13 protein-coding genes are annotated in these 18,043 nt (G+C 69.8%); 2 read left to right on the forward strand and 11 right to left on the reverse strand.

All coding sequences use genetic code 11. The features are described 5' to 3' along the window. Nucleotides 1-11: 11 nt before the first annotated feature. The 4 genes from D8Y23_RS00470 to D8Y23_RS00485 form a co-directional block, all read right to left on the reverse strand. Complete coding sequence (locus D8Y23_RS00470; protein WP_205796672.1) at nt 12-761, reverse strand: SDR family oxidoreductase; 750 nt, start codon at nt 759-761, stop codon at nt 12-14. Next, entirely contained in the window at nt 758-1,546 is a 789-nt protein-coding gene (locus tag D8Y23_RS00475; protein ID WP_128216213.1) for a carbohydrate ABC transporter permease, read from the reverse strand. The genes D8Y23_RS00470 and D8Y23_RS00475 overlap by 4 nt, the downstream gene beginning before the upstream one ends. Nucleotides 1,547-1,549: 3 nt before the next feature. Further along, nucleotides 1,550-2,500 (reverse strand): carbohydrate ABC transporter permease, encoded by a 951-nt coding sequence (locus D8Y23_RS00480; protein WP_128216214.1) that lies wholly within the window; start codon nt 2,498-2,500, stop codon nt 1,550-1,552. Between the two features lie 72 nt (nt 2,501-2,572). Next, on the reverse strand, nt 2,573-3,940 hold the full coding sequence (locus tag D8Y23_RS00485; RefSeq protein WP_164878086.1) for an ABC transporter substrate-binding protein: 1,368 nt from the start codon (nt 3,938-3,940) through the stop codon (nt 2,573-2,575). A 182-nt stretch (nt 3,941-4,122) separates the two neighbouring features. Between D8Y23_RS00485 and D8Y23_RS00490 the strand changes: the two genes are divergently transcribed. Then, nucleotides 4,123-5,130, forward strand: coding sequence for a LacI family DNA-binding transcriptional regulator (locus D8Y23_RS00490; RefSeq protein ID WP_128216216.1), 1,008 nt, complete (start codon nt 4,123-4,125; stop codon nt 5,128-5,130). Nucleotides 5,131-5,203: 73 nt separating this feature from the next. Here the strand turns inward: D8Y23_RS00490 and D8Y23_RS00495 are convergent, their stop codons facing one another. From D8Y23_RS00495 to D8Y23_RS00525, 7 genes are read right to left on the reverse strand one after another with little or no spacing between them, the layout of a single operon-like run. After that, nucleotides 5,204-6,841, reverse strand: a complete 1,638-nt coding sequence (locus tag D8Y23_RS00495; RefSeq protein WP_205796673.1) for an FAD-dependent oxidoreductase — start codon at nt 6,839-6,841, stop codon at nt 5,204-5,206. Next, nucleotides 6,838-7,839: an acetylxylan esterase gene (locus D8Y23_RS00500; RefSeq protein ID WP_128216217.1), complete on the reverse strand. Its 1,002-nt coding sequence runs from the start codon at nt 7,837-7,839 to the stop codon at nt 6,838-6,840. Before D8Y23_RS00500 ends, D8Y23_RS00495 begins: the two co-directional genes overlap by 4 nt. 4 nt (nt 7,840-7,843) lie before the next feature. After that, nucleotides 7,844-8,500, reverse strand: coding sequence for an alpha/beta hydrolase (locus tag D8Y23_RS00505; RefSeq protein ID WP_240663707.1), 657 nt, complete (start codon nt 8,498-8,500; stop codon nt 7,844-7,846). Beyond that, the gene (locus D8Y23_RS00510; protein ID WP_164878087.1) at nt 8,497-11,478 is read right to left on the reverse strand and encodes an alpha-mannosidase; all 2,982 of its coding nucleotides are present in this window, start codon (nt 11,476-11,478) and stop codon (nt 8,497-8,499) included. The genes D8Y23_RS00505 and D8Y23_RS00510 overlap by 4 nt, the downstream gene beginning before the upstream one ends. After that, on the reverse strand, nt 11,468-12,817 hold the full coding sequence (locus D8Y23_RS00515; protein WP_128216220.1) for a Gfo/Idh/MocA family protein: 1,350 nt from the start codon (nt 12,815-12,817) through the stop codon (nt 11,468-11,470). The genes D8Y23_RS00510 and D8Y23_RS00515 overlap by 11 nt, the downstream gene beginning before the upstream one ends. Further along, the gene (locus D8Y23_RS00520; protein ID WP_128216221.1) at nt 12,814-15,075 is read right to left on the reverse strand and encodes a family 78 glycoside hydrolase catalytic domain; all 2,262 of its coding nucleotides are present in this window, start codon (nt 15,073-15,075) and stop codon (nt 12,814-12,816) included. Before D8Y23_RS00520 ends, D8Y23_RS00515 begins: the two co-directional genes overlap by 4 nt. Beyond that, a complete protein-coding gene (locus D8Y23_RS00525) occupies nt 15,072-16,151 on the reverse strand; it encodes a LacI family DNA-binding transcriptional regulator (protein ID WP_128216222.1) in 1,080 nt (359 codons plus the stop codon). The genes D8Y23_RS00520 and D8Y23_RS00525 overlap by 4 nt, the downstream gene beginning before the upstream one ends. A gap of 297 nt (nt 16,152-16,448) precedes the next feature. On the opposite strand from D8Y23_RS00525, the gene D8Y23_RS00530 reads away from it, so the two are divergent. Then, nucleotides 16,449-17,846 carry an ABC transporter substrate-binding protein gene (locus tag D8Y23_RS00530; RefSeq protein ID WP_128216223.1) on the forward strand — a complete coding sequence of 466 codons (1,398 nt, stop codon included), beginning with the start codon at nt 16,449-16,451 and terminating at the stop codon, nt 17,844-17,846. The last annotated feature ends 197 nt before the right edge of the window (nt 17,847-18,043 follow it).

An 18,043-nucleotide genomic window follows, 5' to 3' on the forward strand; every position in this document is an offset into this window, starting at 1 on the left:
CAAGGGGGTGATCAGACCTGGCTCATGCCGCCGTCGACGACGAGCTCGACACCGGCCACGAAGCTGGACTCGGCACTGGCGAGGAAGGCGACCGCGGCCGCGACCTCCTCCGGACGCCCGATCCGCCGGAGCGGCACCATCTCGGCGACGGCCGCGGCCACCGCCTCCGAGCCGCCGGTGAACTGATCGAAACCCGCCGTGGCGGTCGGCCCCGGGCTGACCGCATTGGCGCGGATGCCACGCTCACCCAGCTCTGCGGTGAGAGTGCGGGCGAGAGAGCGGACCGCGGCCTTCGTCGCGTTGTAGACGGCGTGGCCCGGGCCGCCGTTCGTCCCCGCGATCGAGGACACCAGCACGATGCGGGCGTGGTCGTTCAGCAGGGGCGCGATCCGCTGGGCCGTGAAGAACGTGCCGCGGAAGTTCAGGTCGCTGACGTGGTCGAAGGCCGTGGCATCCGTCTCGGCGATCAGTGTCGCCGCGACATCGCGCCCGGCGTTGGCGACCAGGACGTCGACCCCGGGGCTGCGCTCCCGCGCCGCGGCGGCGAGCTCGTCGAGGCCGTCGAGGCTGCTGGCATCCGCGTGGAGCACCCGCACCCGGTCGCCCCACGCGGCGCGCGCGTCAGCGATACGCGCGGCGGTCAGCCCCGTCGTCAGGACGTCCGCGCCTTCGGCGAGGAAACGCTCGACGATGGCGCGACCGATCCCGGAGGTCCCGGCCGTGACCACGGCGAACTGCCCGGCGAGCAGCGCCCGCGTCACTTGAGCGCCCCCGCCGCGAGGCCGCGCTCGAAGGAGCGCTGGAGCAGGAGGTAGGCGGCGATCACCGGGACGGCCGTGATGACCGCTGCCGCCAGCACACCCGTCTGATCGTTCGTGTACTGGCTCATGAAGAAGGTCGGCAGCAGCGTCACGACCTGCTTGCTGGGGTCGTTCAGCATCAGGAGCGGCAGCAGGTAGGCGTTCCAGCTGTTGATGAGGGTCAGCACGACGATGGCGCCGGCGATCGGGCGGGTGAGCGGGAGCACGATGTGCCAGAACACCCGCACGATGTTGGCGCCGTCGATCCGCCCCGCCTCCATGAGCTCGTTCGGGATGCCGTTGAAGAAGCTGCGCGCCAGAAGCACGGTGAAGGGGACTTGCAGGGCCGCGAGCGGCAGGATGACGGCGATGAGTTCGTTGTACATGTCGAACCGCGACGCGGTGACGAACAGCGGGGTCAGCAGAACCGCCTCCGGCATCGTGAGCGCCACGAGGAGGAGCCAGAACCAGATCTCCTTGCCGGCGATGCGCAGCTTCGCGAAACCGAACGCGGCCAGCATCGTGCAGACGTAGACGAGGGCGATGGTCGAGGCGGCGATGATGATGCTGTTCAGGAAGTAGACGTGCACGATACCGGTGGCGAACACCTTGGCGTAGTTGCCGAAACCCTGACCGGCGAGCGATCCCTGCACCATCGCGATGAGGGGGAACAGGTACGGGAGCACGATCAGCGTCGCGAGGAGCTGCAGGCCCCAGCGGGAGGATCGGGAGCGGATGTCGAACACGGTTCAGGCTCCTTCGGACCGTCGATTGATGCGGTTCATCAGCAGACCCCCACCGACCGCCAGCACGAGCAGCGCGATCGAGATCGCGGCGGCGTAGCCGAAGTGCTTCTCCTGGACCATGGTCTGGAAGATGTAGGTGCCGAGGAACTCCGTGGCGTGGTTCGGCCCCGCCTTGGTGACGAGATACGGCACGTCGAACGTCTTCAGCGCACCGATCACGCCGAGGACGGCGAGTGCGACGGCCGTGCCGCGACACATGGGCCAGACGATGGACCAGAGCGTGCGGATGTTGCCCGCGCCGTCGACGCGCGCAGCCTCGAGGATCTCGGGCTCGATCTGACTCATCGCGGCATAGAAGAGGATGAACGTCAGACCCGTCCACTGCCAGATCGTGACGAGCATCACCACCACCATCGCGGTCACGTTGCCGGCCAGCCAGGGCTGGGTGATCCCGCCGAGTCCGATCGCGGTCAGGATGCCGTTGAACGATCCGTTGGCATCGAAGATCAGCCGGAAGACCGGAGCCATGGTCGCGGGTGCGAGCACGGTGGGGACGAAGATGACGACCTTGTACACGGGCGCGAGGTGGATGCGCGAGTGCATGATCGCCGCGAAGACGAATCCGATCACGGTCTGCGCGGTGAAGGTCACCACGAAGAAGATCGCGGTGTGCCAGATGGCCTGCCAGAAGACCGAGTCGGCGACCATGGCGACGTAGTTGTCGCCGCCGACCGACTCGGACGGGCTGAGGATGAAGCCGTTCCAGTCCAGCGTGGAGACGTAGCCGGTGTAGCCGATCGAGAAGTAGATCATCCCGATCACCAGCGCGAGGGCCGGGAGGATCCAGGGCAGACCGCCCGGGTACGGGGACCTCTGTCCGGCGCGGCGCGGAACGCGGCCGGGGCTGCGTCGTGACCGTCCGGCGGTCACGACGGTTTCAGTGAGGGTGCTCATGTGCTCTTCCTTGAGTGGGCAGGGCCCCTCGCGGGCGGGAGGCATCCCGCCCGCGAGGGGTGACGGCACGGGCTACTTCTGCGCGTCGACGACCGACTGCAGGCCGGCCAGGGCGGCGTCGATGGTGACGTCACCGGTGGCGACGCCGATCAGGGCGTCGCGGAAGGCCGAGTTGAGGTCGGCGGAGACCGTGGCGAACCGCGGCTGCGTCGACGCGGCCGCGACGTCGGTGTACTCCTGGAGCGCGGTCAACTGCACCTCGGGGTTCACCAGGTCGATCTCGTCCCACTGGGGCTGGATGCCGAGCAGCGACGGGATGTCGTTGAGGGTGTTGGCGACCGTCTGCTGCCCGGCCTCGGTCGTGGTCAGCCACGTGACGAACGTCTTGGCCGCGGCCTGCTGGTCGGACTGGGCGCTGATGGCCAGACCGTAATCGGCGTCACCGAACATGTTGCCCGTGTTGCCGGTGCCCGCCACATCGGGGAACTGGATCGGGATCATCGTGAACGGCTCGGGGTTGGACACGCCCGCTGCCTCCATGGCTCCGATCATGGTGTCGCGCACCGTGTACTGCGTGTACCAGGTGCCCATCATCACCATCGCGTACTGACCCGACATGAACGCGTTGCTCGCGTCGGGGTACTGCTGGAGCCCGACCGCGCCGTCCTGCATGATCCCGTCGTCGAAGAGCGACTTCCAGATCTCCATGCCCTCGGTGAACGCCGGGTCGGTGTAGGAGCGCTCGCCGAGCGAAGCCTCGATGTAGGCACCGGGCTCGACGTTCTCCATGATCGCCTCGAAGGTGTCCATGTCGAACGCCCACTGCCCCGCGCCCTGGACGAAGCAGCCCTGGCCCGCGGCCTGGAACGCGGCGCAGACCTCTTTCCACTCCTCGAGCGTCGTGGGCGGCTCCAGGCCCTGCGCGTCGAACATATCCTTGTTGATCCAGACGCTGCCCGAGTAGACCGAGCCGGCCGACAGTCCGACCACCTTGTCGTCGACGACGAGTCCTTCGACCCCGGATGCCGAGAGCTTGTCCTTCCAGTCCGAGCCCAGGGCGGCCTCGACCACGGGAGCGAGGTCGATCGCGCCGGCCTGGAACGTCTCGACGCCGCCGTTGGCCGAACCGGGCGCGACGTTGAAGATGTCCGGGCCGTCGGCCGAGGTGATCGCCGGACCCATGACGGAGTCGTAGTTGTCGATGGGCTTGGAGACGAACTCGACCGTGATGTCGGGGTACTCCTCGTTGAACGCGGCGATGAGCTGGTCGGCGACCGGCTTGTCGGGCGTCCATCCCCACCAGACGAGGTCACCCTCGGTGGCCGAGCCGGAATCGCTGCCGCCGGATCCGCCTCCGGAACAGGCGACGAGCGAGACCAGCGCGAGTCCCGTCACCGCCGTCACGCCGAGCCGGCGCCAGGACGATGTCTTCTTTGACATGGATCTTCTCCTCTTGTGCTGCAGGGGTACACGCCACGCGGTCATTGCGGGACGGCTGTGTGCATCGCAAGTTTTGGAACTATCAAGAACAACTTGTTACGCAACTTGCGTGTTTGTTATAGTAGATCCCGTTCCCCCACGGGGTCAAGAGCTTCGTGAGCGCGGGACGGGAAGAGGGTCACATGTCGCAGCGCACCGCCACGTTGGCGGAGATCGCCCACGTCGCCGGAGTCTCCGTCCCGACCGTCTCGCGGGTGCTGAACGGTCGTCCCGGAATCTCCGCCCCCAAACGCGAAGAGATCGAGAAGCTCCTCGAAGAGCGCGGCTACGAGAGGCGGAAGGTCCGCCGTGAGACCTCGCTGCTCGACTTCGTCATCGTGAGCCTGGAGACGCAGTGGGCGACCGAGCTCCTCCGCGGCGCCCAGGCCGAGGCCTCCCGCGCCGGTGCGGACCTCGTCGTCACCGCGACCGAGGGGACACCGGCCGGCTCGCCCGAGTGGCTGAAGCGCGTCGCCGGTCGCGGAACGGACGGAATCGTCATCGTCGTCTCCGAGATCGATCCGGTCGGCCGCGACGAACTGGCACGACTCAACGTCCCCGTGGTCCTCGTCGACCCGGTCGGCACCGACACCGAGTCGTTCGTGACCGTCTCGGCCGCCGACTGGTCGGGAGCGAGGGATGCCACCGACCACCTGCTCGACCTGGGTCACACGCGCATCGGCTTCGTCACCGGCCCACTGAACCTCGAATGCCACCAGGACCGTCTCGATGGCTACACGTCGGCGCTACGCCGCCGCGGAATCGACCCCGACCCGTCTCTCGTGCAGATAGGCGACTCGCTGACCTCCGGAGGGATCACGTTCGGGGGCAAGCTGCTGGATGCCGCCGACCGCCCCACCGCAATCATCAGCGGGTCCGACGAGCAGGCTTACGGCATCTACCTCGCGGCGCGCGAACGGGGCTTGCGCGTGCCGGAGGACCTCTCGGTCGTCGGCTTCGACGACGTCGATCTCTGCCGGTGGGTGAACCCGCAGCTGACCACGGTCCATCAGCCGCTCGCGGGCATGGCATCCGAGGCCACGCGCCTCGCCCTGGCGATGTCACGCGGAGAGAGCATCGCGCACCGACGCGTGCAACTTTCGGCGGAACTCGTCGTGCGGGAGTCGACGGCGCCACCGCCCGCGTCCTGATCCGCGGCTCCTGACCGCCGCGTAGGGGGCGCCAGGCGTTTCTTCCTTCCCGGCGAGCGACCCGACCCGGCGGTCAGAACTCGGTCACCACCGGACCCCCGCGGGAGCCTTGCGTGCGGATCGCGTCGCTCCACGCGAGACTCACCCCCAGCCGCTCCGAGAGGAGGCGCTGGACGTCGGCCGTGCGCTCGGGCGACGCGTGGACGGCGTGCGGGGTCACCCTCGTCGACAGGCAGTGCGCGACGAGCGCGCCCCCGGCTTCACCGATCGACCACTCGACCGGATGCAGGCGGTAAGCGCCGTTGGTGATGTGGGTGGTGCCGATGTTCTTGTTCACGGCGACCAGGTTCGTGGCATCCCGGGGGATCAGCGCACCCAGCGGGATCTGGAACGGGAAGCAGTCGATGTCGGTGTAGTTCCGACCGCTCGTCGAGGGGTGCAGGTCGATGCGATAGAACCCGATGCCGACCGCGTCGTCGAAAAGCGCCGAACCGGCACCGTCTCCCCGCATCTCGCGCCCGATGTGCGCCTCTGTCACGGTGAACAGCGCCCTGATGCGGCGGGACTCGCGGACATACACCTCTTTGGCGAGCCCGTCGGCGGTGCCGACGACGTCGCCGCGCGGCTGCACCTCGGGATAGCCCACGCCGCCGTCCGCACGCGGCGCCTCGGTCTGCAGCCAGTGGATGAAGGATGCTGTCATCTCCCGCGCCTCGGACAGCGCGAGGGCCGTCTCCTTCGCGGAGACCCCCACGAGAGGCCTTCGCCAGTAATCGATCTGCGGCCAGTTGACCAGCGTGATGTCCGTCCCGTCCCAGCCGGGTCGCATCATCCTGCGGGCCAGGATCCGTCGATAACGCCAGAGGTCGAGGTCGACGCCGTTCGCGGCACCCGACGGGTTCCCGACGAAGAGCGGTCGCTCCCGCGGGCGGAGGCTGATCGGGTGCACATCCGTCCAGGAGAACTGCGGGCCGGGCCAGCCCGGTGGAGCGTCGGTACGCCAGCGGTCGTAGGACGGGGGCCGGGCGATCGGCTCACCCGGCTCGGACCGGAGTTCGAGCGCGGCACACCATGTCACGGCCTGCTGATCGAGCGGATCCGCACGCTCGGGGGCGTGGAGCTCGCCCGTCTCGCCGGCACCCTCCGCTCCGATGACGTGGTCGAGCCCACCCAGACCGAGCAGGTCGCCGAGCTCGGTGGCATCCGCGAAGAAGGATGCCGTGATCACCGTGTCGTCGCCCGTTCGGCGATCCCGAACCGTGACGGCGATGACGCGCTCGCCGTCTCGTTCCATCGCGACCGGATCGTGGTCGGTGAGGACGGTCAGCATGCGCGATGCCTCCAGCGGCGAGAGCATCTCGCGCAGCACGAGGTGCGCGACCCTCGGCTCGTGGCAGAGCCGAGAGACGAAGCCGGCCCCCGGGTTGAGGGTCGCTGACCGCAGAGCACGCTCCGTCAGCGGGTAGGTGCGCCGGTAATGGTCTCGGATGCCCTCGCGCAGCCGGGAGTAGCTCGGCGAGATCGGCTGTCGGTCGATCCACTCGTGCTCGTCGGGAGGCACGGCTTGTGAAGTCAGCTGGCCACCGATCCAATCACTGCCCTCGGTGAGGACGACGCGGACGCCGAGCCGGGCCGCCGTGAGGGCCGCGGCCACGCCGCCGAGTCCGCCGCCGATCACCGCGAACGAGGTCTGCAGCTGTCGCACGCTCACGACGACACGACCCCGTCACCACGCGGGGGGAGCACGCGCCGGAGCCATTCGAGCCGGGTCTGCTCCCACACGGCCTCGCCGCCCTCGTGGCCGTTGTAGGGATACACCTCGATCGCTTTGTCGATGCCGCCGTAGGCGTTGAACGCCCCGAAGACGGTCCGCGGGGGACAGTTGCGGTCCATGAGAGCGACGGAGAACAGCGCGGGAGCGGTCGCCGAGACGACGTGGTTCACGACGTCGACGTACCCGAGGGTGCGATGCACGGCATCCGCCATCTCACGCCGCACGCGAAGGTAGCGCACCACCTCCGCGGAGGGGTCGGCGTCGGTGAGCCGCGTCGCCGCGGTCTCGATGTCGCAGAGGAACGGCACCGCGGCCAGAACGGCCGACACGTCGCCATGCAGACTCGCGACGGCGAGCGCCATACCCCCGCCCTGGCTCGTCCCCTCGACGGCGATGCGCCGGGCATCGACGCCGGGCAACGAGGCCACGGCATCCACCGCCCGCACGGCATCGGTGTAGACGCGGCGGTAGTAGGCCGTCTCGGGGCTGCGGATGCCCTTGGTCATCCAGCCCGGGATCTCGCCCTCGAAGCCGGGGACCGGGTCGGGTGTCGCGCCTCCCATGCGCCCGATGCCCTGGCCGCGGGTGTCCACCGAGAGGTGGGCGTAGCCGACGAGCGGCCAGATCACGGGGTCCAGCGCCCACCCGCGTCCTCCGCTGTAGCCGTGGAACTGCACCACGATCGGTGCTCCGGCCGCCGGGCGCGAACGCGGGACGCGGAGCCAAGCCCGGATGGGGTGACCACCGAAACCCGGGAAGGAGACGTCGTACGTGTCCACGGCATCCAGGCCCAGGTCGAGCGGGTCGATCTCAGGTGCACGGTCGTGGGTGCGCGCCTCGGCGATCGTGTCGCTCCAGAACCGGTCGAAGTCGTCGGGGCGCTCGACGGAGCTGACATGGGCGCGGAGGGCGTCGAGGGGGAGGTCGAACTGCATGGTCTCACCTCACCTCCGCGAGACGTGCACGCAGCCACGCCGCGGCTCGCGCGGTCCACTCCCCCGCGGGGGTGTCGCGGGCCAATGCCACACCGTGCACGTCGCCCGGGTAGACCCACAGCTCATGGGGTGCCCCGACGGCGGCCATCGCCTCGGCGAGCGCACGGGCGTGCCACACCGGCACCGTGGGGTCGTCCGCGGTGTGCCAGATGAACAGCGGTGGGGACTGCGGGCTCACGAGGGTCTCGAGCGAGAGCGCCGCGCGCTCCCGCCGGGGCGAGTCGGGACCGAGGAGAACGGTCGCCGAGTCGGGGTTCGGGGTGGCGAGGAGACTGACCACCGCGTAGCCGAGGATCGCGAAGTCCGGGCGCTCGACCGCGGCGGCATCCGGCGTGAGCGCCGCGAGCCCGGCCAGGTGGCCGCCCGCGGAGAACCCGATCACGCCCACCGTCGCCGCTCCGCGCGCCCGCTCCTCGGCGATCTCGTGTTGAACGTGCCGCAGAGGCTCGGGATGCCGGGCGAGAACCGGGTAACGCACGACGCGGCTGTTCCATCCCAGCTCGCGCAACCACGCCGCGATCGGCTCCGCCTCGCCGTCGGCGTGTCGGCGGTATCCGCCGCCGGGAAGGACGAGCACGGTTCCGCGGGCATCGAGGGTCACTGTGGGCGCTCCCATCGCAGGGTCCGTAGGCCGAACGGCCGCACGATCAGGTCGAGAGCGTCCGTGTCGGCCCGCTCGGACCACAGGTCGACTCCGTCCAGTGGCCGTTCGAGCACGTCGGTCTCGCGCACCGCCGCAACCGCGAACCGCGGACGCAGTCGCGCCGCCGCCCGCGTCCCGGCGGCTTCGTAGAGTCGGACGACGACGTCGCCGCTGTCGTCCTCCGCGAGCTTCACGGCATCCACGCGCACGCTCGGGCTCTCGCAGTCGACGAGCAGCGCGAGGGCCTCGATGCCGCGGTCGTCGGGAAGACGTCCGAGACGCGCGCTCTCCTCGACCGCATCGACGAGGCGCGGAGCGGGGAGGACGGAGGAACGGAAGGCGTGGCGGCCCTGGTCGGTCTCGGGGTCGGGGAAGCGCGGAGAACGCAGCAGCGACTGGCGCACGCGCACGGCTGCCCCGCCCCCGATCCGGGGCAGCCGTGTCACGTCGTGGCCGGAGATGGCGTCGTTCGCGACGGCTGCGCCGAAGCCGGACTCGGCCACCCGGACCCACCGGTGCGCCGGCACCTCGAACCGCGCCCGGTCCCACGAGGTGTTCTGCACGATCGGTCGCTCCACGAAACCGTGCGCGATCTCGTACGCGGCGCGATCGGCCACCACGTCGAGCGGGAACGACAGCTTCAGCAGCGTCCGGCGCTCACGCCAGTCGACGTCGGTCTGGACCTCGAGCGCGCGGCATCCGGTCGTCACCACGAACCGCTGGACGAAGCTCGACGCTCCGTGCCGTCGGTGCACCTCGACCCACGCGGACTCGGCGTCGACGTGGGTCGTGATGCGCTCGACCGCTTCGACATCGACGACGGTGTCGACATAATCGCGCTCCAGTTCCCACGCTTCGTAGATCGATGCGATGTCGCGGTGCAGCTGTAGGAGGCCGACCGCCGCGCCCGGGGCGACGAGGTCGCGCCCGGTATCCGCGTCGATGAGCGAGACGACCAGCCCGCGCTCGTCGATGCGCGCCCGGATCAGCCCGTTGTCGATGACGATGTCTCCGTCTTCGGCGTCGAGGCCGGGGCGGGGACCGGATGCCACGACCTCGGGGGCGGTGATACCGAGCCGCGCCGCGGACGCGTCGATGATCGCGCCGAGTTCGGCACGGATGGCGCGGTGCGCCTCGCGCATCTCACGGTGCACCCAGGCGATCGACGTCCCGGGAAGGACGTCGTGGAACTGCCCGAGGAGGACGGTGCGCCACAGGCGCCGGAAGTCGGCGGAGGGGTAGTCGGCGTCGCCGAGGACGGTGGCCGCCGCGGCGAGCGCCTCGGCCACCTGGAGGAGATGCTCGCTGCGGCGATTGCCCGCCTTCATGTCGTGCTGGGCGGTGTACACGCCGCGGTGGAACTCGAGGTAAAGCTCGCCCGTCCAGGTCGGCGGGTCGGGCAGCTCCGCCGCGGCCTCCGCGAAGAAGCGGGCGGGCGAGCCGAGCTCGACGCGAGGAAGACCCTCGAGGTCCCGGACCCGGCGCGCCGCCGCGAGCATCTCGGACGTCGGCCCTCCCCCGCCGTCGCCGTATCCGAACGGGACGAGCGACAGCGTGCCGACGTCCTTCTGCGTGTACTGCTCGGCGCTGCGCACGAGGTCTTCCGCGCTGAGCTCGGCGTTGTAGACGTCGACCGACGGCATGTGGGTGAGCAGGCGCGAACCGTCCGGTCCCTCCCAGGAGAAGGTCGTGAACGGGAAACGATTCGTGTCGTTCCACGACAGCTTCTGCGCCAGCATCGTGCGCTTGCCCGCCGCGCGAGCGATCTGCGGCAGCGCCGCGCTGTAACCGAACGAATCCGGCAGCCAGACCTCATCGGTCTCCACGCCGAACTTCTCCGCGAAGTACGTCGTGCCCTCCAAGAACTGTCGTACGAGCGACTCCCCCGACGGGAGGTTGGTGTCCGGCTCGACCCACATCCCGCCCACGGGGAGAAAGCGCCCCTCCGCTACTCGCTCGCGGATGCGGGCGAACAGGTCGGGGTAGTCCTCCTCGATCCAGGCGTACTGCTGTGCGGAAGAGGCGGCGAAGACGAAGTCGGCATCCTCCTCCATCAATGCGAGCGCGTTGGCGAAGGTCCGCGCGGCCTTGCGGCGGGTCTCGCGGGCGGGCCACAGCCACGCGGAGTCGATGTGGGCGTGCCCGACGGCGATGACGCGATGCCCACCTCCCCCGGTCCGCGCGGCGAGAACCGGCGCCACGGCGGCCCGGGCCGCGACCGCCGTGCCGCGCACGTCGTCGGGATCGCTCGCCGTGAGAAGGCGCGCGAGCGCGCGCCCGATCGTCGCGGAGCGGGCGGACTCCGCGTCTCCCACGCGGAGCAGGCCCAGGAGCGTCTCGACGTCGCGCACGAGTTCCTGCGTTTCCGGGTCGATGAGTTCCAGCCGCGCCCCGCCGTACCGGTACAACGGGTCGGCGGGAGCGGTGTCGCGGTCACCGAGCAGCGTCGGCCCGTTGTTCAAGCGGGTGCCCGTCAGATCGCCGGGGGCGAAGAGCACATCGGGATTGGCGGATGCCTCGATCAGGCGCACGAACCGCGATCCGGCCGGAACGCCGACGGGGAGCGCACGATTCATCGGTTCGACCGCACGCAGGATCCGGCCGTCTTCGCTCCACACCGTGCCCTCGCACTGGAAGCCGGGACGCAGGTGCGTGAAGCCGAGGTCGACGACTGCGCGGACGCGGTCGGCATCCCAATCAGCCGGAACGCGCCCCTCGAGACGGAACCACCACGTCGACCAGGGGCGCCCCCACGACTCCCCGTCCGTGAACGGTCCGTAGGTCGCGGCGGCAGCGACCTCCCACGGCACGGGCTCGCCCGGCGCCTCCCACGCGGTCGTGCCGATCGGGGCGGCGGCGACCACGGTGGCCGGGCGAAGCCACTCGTCGAGGTGGCGCCGCGTTCGCGCGATGATGCGGTGGAGCTCAGACGGCATGATCGGCCTCCTGGCGGTACCACCACGGCAGCCCGAGAACAGCCAGGTCCACCGGACCGCCGTCGACGAGCGACCGGTTCCCCGCGATGCCGACGGCGACGGCGCGGACTCCATCCCGCACGTCGGCACGGCGACCCAGCGGGTCGGGCAACGGCTCCGGGTCGAGCAGATCGCGGAGCAACCGTTCGTCGCCGCCGCCGTGGTGGCCGCCGCCGTCGAGGATCGGGACGGCGCGGGCCTCGCCCCAGTGGTTCTGCACGAGCGGTGTCTCGCCCTCCACCCGCTCGGGGGTGTCGCTACGCACGTCGGAGTAGCTCGGGTCCACCACCGCGGGGCTGCTCACCGCGGCCCGCTCGACGACACGCAGCTCCGCCCGGCCGCGTGTGCCGTTGATCGCGACCGTATAGCCCTCCCACGGCGCGTGGGCGTTCAGGGAGTACGTCAGCGTCGCGCCGCGTGCGTAGTCGACCACGAGAGCGAGGTTGTCCTCGATCGTGATCCCGTCTGTGAAGACATCCTGATCACGGACGTAGCCGTCGTACCGCTCGTTCTCGAGGTACAGCTCCGCCAGCCCGGGGATCGTGCGCATGTCGAGCACAAACGGATCGTCGGTCGACGGCCCCTCGCTGCCGCGAGGCGGGCGGGGGCCGACGCCGCGGCGCTCGGCGTTCTCGGCACCGTAGAAGCGCAGACCGCCGCGCGCGTAGACCCGCGCGGGGGTGTCGTCGATCCACCAGTTGACGAGATCGAAGTGGTGGCTCGCCTTGTGCACGAGCAGTCCGCCGGAGTCGTCCTTGCGCCGGTGCCAGCGACGGAAGTAGTCCGCCCCGTGGACCGTATCGAGGAGCCATTCCACCTGGATGCTGGTGACCTCGCCGATCGCTCTCGACGCGACGAGCTCCTTCAGGGCGGCGTTGCGTGGCGAGTAGCGGTAGTTGAACGTCGCCGTCACACTCCCACCGGTCTCGTCGACCGCGTCGGCGATCTGGCGACACCCCGCGGCCGTCGTCGTGAGCGGCTTCTCGACGATCACGTCGGCACCCGCGCGCAGCGCACGGGACACCAGCTCGGCGTGCGTGGCATCCGGGGACGACACAATCACGCGGTCGATCCGTTCCGCGGCGATGACCGACTCCAGCTCGTCGGGCGTGAAGGCGCGGGGTCGCCTCGCTCCCGCGGAGCTCGCGATCCGCTGGAAGTGCGCGACGCGTCCCGCGTTGGGGTCGCCGATCGCGCACAGCTCGGCGACGTCGCGATGCGTATCGACGATCCCTCGGATATAGGTCTCGGCACGCGCACCCGCACCGATCAGCGCGTAGCGCAGGCGTTGGTGGGTCATGACGCCTCCTGGAGGGTGGATGCCATCGTCCCGACCACCGTCTGGTGGCCGGCCCCGACGCGCACCGCGTCCCGGCCGGGCAGCTGGATGACCGCCGTGCAGTCGGGCGGCACCTCGGCCTCGAGGCGGACGGTATCGCCGTCTCGCTCCCATCGCACGCGGATCGTGCCGTGCGGGGACTCGAGCGAGCCCGCCGCCCACGTCAGGCCGCCGCCCACGAGGGGAGAGACGGCGATCTCGCGGTAGCCGGGGGTGAGCGGGGCGATCCCGACGATCCTCCGGTGCAGGAAGTCGGCGACCGCGCCGAGCGCGTAGTGGTTGAAGCTCGTCATCTCACCCGGATTGACGGTTCCGTCGGACAGGAGCGAGTCCCAGCGCTCCCAGATCGTCGTGGCCCCGAGCGTTACGGGATGCAGCCATGACGGACTCTCGGTCTGCATCAGCAGAGCGAAGGCGGCATCGGCGTGACCCGTCTCGGCGAGCGCGTCCAGGACGAACGGCGTACCGGCGAAGCCTGTCGAGATGCGGTGGCCCGACGCGGCGACCAGTTGCGCCAGGCGGTGACCGGCGCGCTCGCGGTCGTCGTCCGCGAGCAGATCGAACACGAGCGCAAGCGCGTAGACGGTTTCGCAGTCGCTGCGAACGATCCCGTCCGCCACGTAGTGCGTGCGGAAAGCGGTGCGCACCCGCGCGGCCAGCGCGGCGAAGCGTTCCGCGTCGACGGCCTCCCCCAGGATCCCGGCGGTGCGGGCGAGGGTGGAGAACGTGCGATAGGCGCATGCGGTCGCGACCACCCCGGGATCCGCGCGAGCGAGGAAGGGGTCCTCGGGCGGAGCTGTGGGATCCAGCCAGTCGCCGAATTGAAACCCGGTGTCCCACAGCCCGGTGGGCGACAGGCGCTCGGCGATGCGACCCGCGTGGGCGGTCATCGACGAGTACTGCCGCTCGAGGACGCTGCGGTCGCCGTACGCGCGCCACAGCGCCCACGGCACCCACACCGCGGCATCCCCCCAGATCGCCGTGTCGGTCGCGGGGAGCCCCCCGTGCGCGGGGTCGTACTTGAGCGTGTCGGGCACGACATGCGGCACACGCCCTCCCGCGAGGTCCTGCTCGACGGCGACGTCGCGCAGCCAGTCTGACAGGAATTCGTTCGTGTCGAAGAGGAAGGACGCCGTCTCGGCGAACACCGCGATGTCGCCCGTCCAGCCGAGTCGTTCGTCGCGCTGCGGACAGTCGGTGGGGACGTCCACGAAGTTGCCGCGCATGCTCCACACCACGTTCTCGTGCAAGCGGGACAGGAGCGGGTCGGAGCATGCGAAGCGCCCGATCCGTCGCATGTCGGAACCGATCACGACAGCCTCGATGTTCTCGTCCAGAGGAGGGGCGGACACCGGCCATCCGCTGACGCCGGCATAGCGGAAGCCGTGGAAAGTGAGGGTCGGCTCGAAGGCGTCGTCGCCGCCGCTCAGGAAGAAGCGGTCCGTGGCTCGGGCGCTGCGCAGCGGGCGGACAGCGAGCTCTCCGTGCTCGAGAACCTCCGCGTGCCGCACCGTGACGATCGCTCCGCGCGGTCCGCGCACCCGCACGCGGACGTACCCGACGAGATTCTGGCCGAAGTCGACGATCGTCTCTCCCGAGGGCGACATCCATGTGCGCTGCGGCGCGACCGTGGCCACACGACGCACCGGAGGTGCGAGGTAGGGCTCCAGTTCTGCCCGCGGCTCGTCCGCGAGGACGACCGAGCGGCCGACGGCGACGCCATCCGCGAGGAGCCAATCGTCCGCAAGCCCGGCATCGACCGTCTGCCCGTCGTAGAGATCGGCACTGCGAACCGGGCCCTCGCTCCACTCCCACGATGCATCCGTCTCGACCGTCTGCACGTGCCCGTCGGCGAACGCGATTCGAAGCGAGGCGAACACCGCCCCGCGGTCGCCGTAGATCCGGGCCTGGCCGGTCCAGCCGAGACGCCCGCGGAACCACCCGTCGGCGAGCTGCACCCCGAGAACGAACCGCTCGGAGATGAGCGCAGCCACGTCGGTCTCGGCGTACCGGAGCCGGCGCTCGTACGCGGTCCAACCGGGCACGAGGAGCATGTCGCTCGCGGGCGTCTCACCGATCCACGCCTCCGCGACGCCCTCGGCACTCCAGTGCAGAGTGGCGCTGACGATCTCGCCCCGCGGACGGTCCAGCTCGACCACGCGGCGGAAACGCGGCGGGGTGTGGGTCTCTTCCGAGGCCGCGATGAAGGCGGCGATCATGACACGCTCGTCGTCGAACGGCCGACCGCACCGGAAACGGAAGGAGGCGTGACGGGCGCAACGTCGCCCACGGTCGACGGACGCACCACGAGCTTCGGCTCGACGATGCGCTGCCGCGTCGGGAACTCGCGCGTGGGAACCCCGAGCTCGGCCAAGAGCAGATCGACGGCGGTCTCCCCGACCGTGTCGCCCGACGTGCTGATGGTGGACAGCGGGATTGCGGCGACCGCGGCGATGTCGTCGCCGTCGAAGCCGATCACCGCGACATCACGCGGTACCTCGACCCCGCAGGAGGCGAGCCCGCGCACCACACCGAGACCGACAAGGTCGTTGACGGCGAACACACCGTCGGGGACCGCGGATCCGCTCGTGGCGAGCTCGACGCCGGCCGCGAACCCGGCGTTCATGCTGCGCTCGTCCGCTCGGACGGCGATGAGCGTCGCGCCCGCGGTCTCCTCGACGGCCCGACTCGCTCCGTCGAAGCGCTCGCTCACCTGCTTGACGCTGAACGGACCCCCGACGAACGCGATACGACGTCGGCCGATGTCGAGCAGGTGGCGCGCGGCCAGGTAGCCGCCGGTCGCGTCGTCAGCCGACACCGAGGCGATCTGGTCGGAGGTCGACCGTCGGCCGCTGATCACCGCCGGCATCCCCCGGCGCTTCATCTCTTCGAGGCGCGGCTCGAGCTCTTCCAGGGTCGCGATGATGATGCCCGACACGCGCTTGCGCTCGAAGAGGTCGAGATACTCGAGCTGACGCCGCGTCGACCCCGCGGAGTTCGCGATCAGCACGGTGCGCCCGGTCTCCAACGCGCGCCGCTCGATCGCGTCGGCGATGACCCCCGAAAAGGGGTTCGTGAACTCGAACGCGATGTACCCGATGGTTCCGGTGTCGCCCGAGCTGATCTTGCGGGCGGCGTCGCTGGGCACGAAGTGCAGCTCGGCAATGGCACGGGCGATGCGCTCCCGCGTCGAGGCGGACAGAACATCGGGGTGGTTCAGATAGTTGGACACGGTGGATCGGGAAACCCCCGCCGCCGCCGCGACATCTGTGATCGCTGCACGCTTCGTGTTCATGTCCGTTCGCCTCCTTGCGCCTCGGTCGGACTGATCGAGTGCCGCGGAGGGGGAGGAATTGAACTGGTTCAGAACCAGCGAGACCTCGGGCCAATCCGCCGCTTCCCGCCATTGTGGGGCGTAAGTGCCTCTCTTCGCAATTCGAAAATACGGCGAAGATTGACACTTGTTGAACCGGTCCAACTCCACTACGGTCAAGGTGCGCCGAAGCGACGCACAGCAGCGTCGTCTATCACCCCACCTCGTCACGCCCCGCGCGGACGAGTGATCGACCCGACATTACGAAGGAGTAATCTCATGTCCCATTCCCTGCGCCGGCGGGCGGCGGGAACCGCACTCGCGGTCATCACCGTCTCCGCTCTCGCCCTCACCGGCTGTGCCGGCAGCGGAGGCGACACCGACACCGACGGTTCCGTCACCATCACGGTGGGCGGCAAGCCCGCGGCCACCGACGAGGCGGGCCTGAAGGTCTTCGAATCCAAGGTCGAGAAGTTCCAGGAAGCGAACCCCGACATCACCATCGAGGGCAGCGAGACCACCTACGACCCCACGACGTTCGCCGCGCAGGTGGCCGGCGGCACACTACCCACCGTGATCGGAGTGCCGGTCACCGACATCCAGTCGCTCATCTCGCGCGGCCAGGTCAAGGACCTCTCGTCGTTCTACGAGTCGGACGACGCCCTCAAGCAACTGAACCCGAGCGTCGTGGCCAACGTCCAGAGCCCGGACGGCGCCTATTACGGCGTGCCGGTGAGCGCGTTCACCCTCGCACTCATCGCCAATCGGTCGGTCCTGACTCAGGCCGGCATCGATCCCGACACCGTGTCGCTGGAGACCTGGGACGATGTGGCAGAGGTCGCCAAGACTGTGACCGACAAAACGGATGCCGCGGGCCTCGCCCAGCTGTCGACGAAGAACCTCGGCGGGTGGACGCTCACCGCGATCTCCGCGGCCATGGGCGGCCTCGTCGAGGAGACCGAGGACGTCACGACCGTCGCGACGGTCGACAACCCCGCCACCGCCGATGCGCTGGAGTACCTCTCCGATCTGCGCTGGAACGACGACGCCCTGGGCAGCAATTTCCTGCTCGACTTCGACACCGCCGGTGCCGCGATCGGGTCGGGCCAGTACGGCCTCATGGTCGGCGCATCCGAGTGGTACAACCAGATCGTCCGGAAGTTCGGCATGACCCCGACCGACTTCGGCCTCTACCCGCTGCCGCAGGCGTCGGGCGGGCTGGGTTCCCTCGGTGGCGGAACGGTCGCGATCGTCCGGGCGGACGCGACGGATGCCGAGGCGGCCGCGGCCGTGAAGTGGACCGAGTTCTTCTACCTGAACAAGTTCGTCGACCTCGACTTCGCCGCCGAAGAAGCAGCGGCCTCCGCCGCGGACGGCGCCCCGGTGCCGCGCGTGGGTCTCCCCGTGGTCGACGAGCAGCGATACGCGGACTACCTCGAGGCGATCGACGCGAGCATCAACGTCCCGCTGGACAACCTCGAGGTGTACTACTCGGCGACCCGCTCGCCCGACTTCACCGTCGTGACCGAGCCCGCGGTCGAGGCCCAGCAGGTCTACGCCCTCCTCGACACCGTCCTGCAAGCGGTGCTGACGGATGAGAACGCGGACATCCCGACGCTGCTGGCCAATGCGCAGAAGCAGGCCGAGACGATCGTGAACGACGCGCAGGCGCAGTAACGCCCCGCCGGGTGCGGGTGGTGGCATCCCCGTCACCACCCGCACCCACCCGTCAGGTCGGCCACGCAGGCCGACAGACCCGAAGGAGGAGTCCTGTGACCTCGATGCTTTCGCGAGCGGTCGACGAGACGGCGGACACCGTCACCGAGGATCGGTCGCCCGCGCGGCGCCGGGGCGGCGTCCGCACGGGCGGGGGG

Source organism: Microbacterium enclense, assembly GCF_004022425.1.
GTDB lineage: Bacteria > Actinomycetota > Actinomycetes > Actinomycetales > Microbacteriaceae > Microbacterium > Microbacterium enclense_A.